Raw genomic sequence first — 6,135 nt, 5'->3', positions numbered from 1 at the left:
GTCAATATTATCTATAAAATCTATATTTACCGAAGTTGTTCTTGGTAAAAAACGACAATAAATGTCATTAATACAAGATAATCACACCTTTATACGATTTATCTTGACATATATCCTGTTTAATAATATAATCCAGTGCTGAAGCACATTTCTCAAATAGCTTAAAAACAAAGGGTTAAAGCGTATACTGAAAATATTTTTTCGCAAACCTATGGACATTAAAAAAAAGCCATGTTATCATGATATTTGTAAAACTATACAAGGAGCAGATACATGGATAACAATGAGCAATATATAGTGAATGGTCGTGTCCTGACAGCCAATGACCTGTCAAGCATCAAAGAAATATCAAAACTGTATCCAAGATTGTCAAGGAAAGAACTCATCCGTACTATCTGTGAGAATTTGAGATGGGCATCCGCAGTATTAACCAAGAAGGAAAAGAAAATTGAAGAAGGGTTAGAAATGCTTGAAAGAGCAGGCGAAATAAAACTTCCGCCTAAGAACAAGGCATCAGGATGGGACAACAATTCGTTTCCAACATATCGCGGATCACATAAAAAGAAGATCCCGATAACAGATAAAACAAATTTTAAAGAAGATATATATGGGGTGATCAACGAATTCATGCCTGTCAAGGTAGAAATTGCAGACACAGTAGAAAAAGAGGTTTTGTGGGATGAATATATTGAACGATATCACGAACTCAAATACGGCAGTCCATTTGGAAACCAGTTGAAATATTTAATAACCACAGGAGGAGAACATCCTCAATATGTAGGATGCATGATGTTTTCAGCATCATCGTGGTCGCTTGCTAAAAGAGATAAGTGGATAGGATGGACAAAAGAAGATCGTTTTTCCAGACTTTATCTTATTGTCAATAACACAAGATTTTTGATATTCCCCTGGGTAAAGATCAAAAATCTTGCAAGCTATTCACTTTCGCAAGCAGCAAGGAAGATACAAAAAGACTGGTGGCTAAAACACCGTCATACACCTGTGTTGCTTGAAACATTTGTAGATTCAGAAAAATACTCGGGTGTTTCATATCGTGCTGCCAACTGGACATATCTTGGGAATACAACAGGGCGAGGAAGGAACAGCACAAAAACAACTTCTGTTTTGTCTCAAAAGCAGATATACATGTACCCGTTGGAAAAGGATTTCAGAAAATATCTCACCGGGGAAAAAGAAATGGACGGTGAGTGTATATGAACAGAGAGCACAGAAGAATTATCCGGAACTGTAAATGTAGTTATGAAGATCCAGGACAGGAGATGGAGGCAAGGCATCAGACAGGAGCAGAAGTATTAAAAGTATACAAGAAAATACTTCCGGATCTTCTAAAAGATCTATCGAAGATCGAAGATCCCCGAAATACACAAAAAACAGATCATTCTTTTACGATGCTCATGCTTTATGGGATACTGATGTTCGTGTTTCATATGGGATCAAAAAGACAGGCCAACAGAAAGATGAGCAGGATACTGATGGAAAACATGAAAGTGTTTTTTCCTGAACTCGATACTCTTCCTCATGCTGACACCCTTTCCCGTTTGCTTGGAAGAATAGATCCTGATAAAATCGAAGATGCAATAATAGAGCTTTTAAAAAGACTGATAGCAAGCAAAAAGCTGGATCGATACAAAGATAACGGCAAATATATAATAGCTTTTGACGGGACAGGAAAATTCACAAGAGAATGGGAATGGAGCGATAGCTGCCTTAAGAGACATGTACACGGGATGCCTGAAGATGCATATAAATACTACACATATGTACTCGAGGCATCCATTGTTCTCCCAAATGGAGTCACGATACCGTTCATGAGCGAATTTCTTGATAGGGACGAATTCAGTATTGAGTGTGATGATTCGGATAAACTCAAACAGGATTGTGAGTTGAAAGCATTTAAAAGGCTTGCCGGAAGGGTAAAAAGTGTTTTTCCCAAACTCGGGATAGCGGTCACGCTTGACGGTCTTTATGCGAACGGGCCTGTTATGGAAATTTTGGTAAAGCACAACTGGGATTTTATGATAACTTTAAAGAGTGATTCTCTCAAATCGATATGGGAGGACTATGAGGGATTAAAGAAAATCAGTGGTATAGAAAAAAATGAAGGAAAGATGATAAATAATGTAAAACAGGTTTTCTTCTGGGCAAATGATATTGAATACAGATACGAAAACAATAGGCGCAAGCAAATCTTTGTGAACCTGGTGATATGCGAAGAAACAATATATGTAAAGAACAAGGATACCGGAAAGCTTGAGATCCATGAACAGAAACAATATGCTTGGCTTTCATCCAAAATACTGACAGAAAGAAACGTCTCCAGACGATGTAACACAATAGGTCGATCCAGATGGAATATTGAGACACAGAATCTTATTGAAAAACATCATGGATATGCATATGAACATTGCTTTTCGTATGATTGGAATGCAATGAAATGTTTTCATTATCTTATGCACGTCGGACATATAATAAATATACTTACAATGCATTTTAAAGAGTTGAGGCAGCTTGTTGAAAAAAAAGGTGTCAGGGGAACCGTAGAATTCATATTTCTCATATTCAGCGGATGCCTACTGGACTTTGAACGAATAAAAGAAAAAGTTGACGTAAGGTATCAGTACAGATTCGAAATATGAAAATCAATGGAGAAAGAGGGTGATAGAAAAAAATAATACAGAATATCAAATTTCAAGAAAAGTGTTATACGAAAAGTATAGCTAAAAAGGTTTTGCCAAGATGCGTTATGGTTTCAAGATAAAACCATTGTTTCTCTGTAATGTTGTTTTTTGAGAGCAAAATATTACAGCAGACTATGAAAAAAAAGTTTATTCTTCAGCAGTGTAAGTCGGTAAGTTGTAAAATGAAGTGACGTAAGTGTAAAAATTGACTCACGGTAAATCCAATGTATAATGTTAGTTGTCAAACAAAACATTGCAAAGGAGAATACCATGAGCCAAGACAATAATATCGCAAATTCAACAAAGAATAAACACTTTACTGCCAGAGAAAGGTATAAAATCGAGATTTTGTTGAAGGAAAAGCTTAAAGCCCACGAAATAGGTCAACGAATCGGGAAATCAACACGGACAATTGAAAGAGAGATAATTAAAGGCAAAATAATGCTGTTAAACTCCGATCTGACTTATAGGACCGAATACTGTGCAGATGCAGGACAAAGAATATATGAAGAAAATTCAAAAAACAAAGGTCCGGGATTAAAGATAGGCAAAGATCATAAACTGGTCAAGTACATTGAAAACAAAATAATAAATGAAAAATTCTCTCCGGATGCTGTGATCGGAAGACTTGGAACAGCAAATTCGCCATTTGTGACATCCATTTGCACAAAAACATTGTATAACTACATCGACAGAGGAGATGTTTTCTTGAATCTTACGAATGATGATCTTCCTGTTAAAAGGGAAGGCAAAAAAAGGGATTACAAGAAAGTGACAATTGCGCATAAAAATCTTAAGGGAACAAGCATAGAAGAGAGACCGGCGGATATAGAAGACAGGGAAGTATATGGGCATTGGGAGATGGATTGCGTCGTAGGGAGTACCAAGAAAAAAGACAGCGGTGCTGCATTACTGGTATTAAGTGAAAGAAAGTGCAGAACAGAGATAATCGTTAAGATGCCTTCGAAGACACAGGAATCAGTTGTTGCAGCTCTTAATGACCTGGAGCTTAAATACGGAAAAAGATTCAAAAGTATTTTCAAAACAGTAACCGTAGATAATGGCTGTGAGTTTTTAAACTACAAAGGGATGGAATCGTCAGTAAAGAACACTATAGAGAAAAGGTTTAAAATATACTATGCTCATCCATATAGTTCATGGGAAAGGGGGACAAATGAGAACACGAATAAGTTGATCAGGCGTTTTATCCCAAAAGGTGTCGATATAGGGTCAATCAGCAAGAAACGGATCAAATTTATAGAAGAATGGATAAATAATTATCCAAGAAGAATATTTGGGTATAAGACAGCAAACGAAATGCTGCTATTAGCTTCTTAGAAAAGAAAGTCAAAACCTCAGGACTCTGTCCCGAACCCTGTCCTCGCCGGAAGGCAGGCGGGCATATGCACGTGCATATACCCGCAAACAACAGGATTTATGCGTTATGGATGTAAAGGGTCATCGGCTGCGCCTTGATAAACGAGCCAAGCTCGCCCTTGACATCCAGGAAAATCAGCCACAAAATTAGCATTATACATTATTACTAAATTTTTACACGTCAGTTTAACTTGCAATCTTTATTCAATTACTATGCTGCAAATTTATGTTGACATTGTTACAGTTCAGATGTAGCATTTAAAAAAGGCATGCTAAATTAAGTGCATTTTTAGAATTAGACTGATTTTAAAGTTATGGCTTTATCGTCAAATGCATCCTTGATCCCTTGAAAAACATTTCTGTTGTTTTTTAGAAATGTAGAAATGAAACTTCTGATTTTCAGATAATATTTTGCTCCATCCTCGCTGCGAAAAATTCCTATGTTTTGCTTTCGTTTTCCAGGCCTGATATCTGCTTCAGCTCTATTGTTGGAAAAAGGAATTTTAAAATCATACATGAATAACAAATGATTATCCTTGTATTCTGCCAATCTTGTTATTAACCTTCGTTCTTCATCTTTGTAAGCATTGGCAGCATAATCAGATTGGTATTGTATACTTGCCTGTTTAAGTATTTGATCATAGCTTTTAACATACATGGCTAATGAATTTACATCAAAACAATCGATCCCTTCTGCTTTTAATAAATTCTTTTGATGCAATATTTCTTTCAAATGTTTTGCCATGTCTTCAGCCCATATGTGTTTTGTAAAGTCCGTCACACCTTTTAAGTACCTTAAGGCATGCACATTGCATTCTGCATGGTTTGTTCCAAAGTTATATTGTATTTTATTATGATCATGTATCAAGGTTCCGATATAATCAGGTAAAAATCCAAGCTCTATCATAGCATCTTTAGTCTTGTTCTGATGCATATATTGAAGCGTGTATTTATCATTACTGTAATTATGCAATTGATGATTCCTGCCATTAATATTGATAGGGGATTCATCAGTATGAACATAACTGGCATTATATAGACTTTGCAGGATTTCTCCTGTAAAAGGATCCAGTAGATCAGATAAAGAATTGCTCCAATTTACTAATGAGGCTTTTGTAAGATCAAAGCAATCTTTTGTAATAGCTTTCAAAAAATCTACACTCTGATCCATTGAAGCCGGAACTTTATGAACCAAAAGCATAGCAATAGCTTTTAGTTCATTGCCGTATGTTACCACGTTGTTTTGTTCTTTTGGAACATCATATTTTCCTGAACTATCTGGATAATACCTGTATTCCTTAATAACCGAAGTGATTTCAATATCCTGAACATACCTGGTAATGTATGGTTTGTTCTGATTTTCATTAGTTTTGTTTACATGAATAACAGAGTGTTTAACAACTCCTGAATCTATCATATGTTTGATCTTTGAAACATCAGTAGTACTACCTTTGTGACCGTACTGTCCCCCTTGTTTCCTCTCGGTTTTTTCTCTGGAGTTATAGATAGTCTTCTTGAAACCATCTTTGCTGGATGGCTTTCCGGAATTAGAACTGTCTTTGTTATTATTATTCTTTAACCTTTCATTTTCAAGGATAAGTTTTTTGATTTCTTCATCCTTTTTTTGGATAGTGGTATTCATAGTATTAATAGTGACATTGAGGGTGCTGATAGTAGAGGTAAGATTTTTCATCAACCGTTTCAGATCTTCTATCTCTAAAAGTAAATCATCATATTCTTTTTGATACTGTTTTTGATAATTAGAACTCATGAAAACACCATTTTCATATTCGCTTTTAATATATCTATTCTATCATAAATCCCAAATAAAAACAAGCTATAACCCTTGATATTAGCGGATTTCAGCCTGAATTTTTATTTATTTTTCACATGCATTTTCACATTTAGACGAACTATTTTATGGTACGTATAAGCTGAGTTTTATAGTACAAATATTACTTGCTATCGATTGACTACATCTGAACTGTAACAGATAATTCCTCAGCACATAAAGAATCGTACCAATATATTTTACTGAGGCCGTATCATATGTGTTTAT

4 protein-coding genes are annotated in these 6,135 nt (G+C 35.4%); 3 read left to right on the top strand and 1 reads right to left on the bottom strand.

Translation table 11 applies throughout. From position 1 onward, the window contains the following. Positions 1-273 precede the first annotated feature (273 nt). From Q7J67_06705 to Q7J67_06695, 3 genes are all read left to right on the top strand, one after another. Positions 274-1,218 (top strand): DUF4338 domain-containing protein, encoded by a 945-nt coding sequence (locus Q7J67_06705; protein MDO9464968.1) that lies wholly within the window; start codon positions 274-276, stop codon positions 1,216-1,218. Beyond that, the gene (locus Q7J67_06700) at positions 1,215-2,657 is read left to right on the top strand and encodes a transposase family protein (GenBank protein ID MDO9464967.1); all 1,443 of its coding nucleotides are present in this window, start codon (positions 1,215-1,217) and stop codon (positions 2,655-2,657) included. Before Q7J67_06705 ends, Q7J67_06700 begins: the two co-directional genes overlap by 4 nt. A gap of 312 nt (positions 2,658-2,969) precedes the next feature. After that, the gene (locus Q7J67_06695) at positions 2,970-4,037 is read left to right on the top strand and encodes an IS30 family transposase (GenBank protein ID MDO9464966.1); all 1,068 of its coding nucleotides are present in this window, start codon (positions 2,970-2,972) and stop codon (positions 4,035-4,037) included. A 334-nt stretch (positions 4,038-4,371) separates the two neighbouring features. On the opposite strand, the gene Q7J67_06690 is transcribed toward Q7J67_06695, so the two are convergent. After that, a complete protein-coding gene (locus Q7J67_06690) occupies positions 4,372-5,847 on the bottom strand; it encodes a transposase (protein MDO9464965.1) in 1,476 nt (491 codons plus the stop codon). Between the last annotated feature and the right edge of the window lie 288 nt (positions 5,848-6,135).

This window comes from bacterium (assembly GCA_030652805.1).
Classification (GTDB): domain Bacteria; phylum JAHJDO01; class JAHJDO01; order JAHJDO01; family JAHJDO01; genus JAHJDO01.
This window is presented reverse-complemented; position numbering and strand designations above follow the sequence as displayed.

What these genes read in the sequence shown, in the direction of transcription:
- Q7J67_06705 (MDO9464968.1), top strand. Translation starts at nt 274, where the DNA reads ATGGATAACAATGAGCAATATATAGTGAATGGTCGTGTCCTGACAGCC.
- Q7J67_06700 (MDO9464967.1), top strand. Translation starts at nt 1,215, where the DNA reads ATGAACAGAGAGCACAGAAGAATTATCCGGAACTGTAAATGTAGTTAT.
- Q7J67_06695 (MDO9464966.1), top strand. Translation starts at nt 2,970, where the DNA reads ATGAGCCAAGACAATAATATCGCAAATTCAACAAAGAATAAACACTTT.
- Q7J67_06690 (MDO9464965.1), bottom strand. Translation starts at nt 5,847, where the DNA reads ATGAGTTCTAATTATCAAAAACAGTATCAAAAAGAATATGATGATTTA.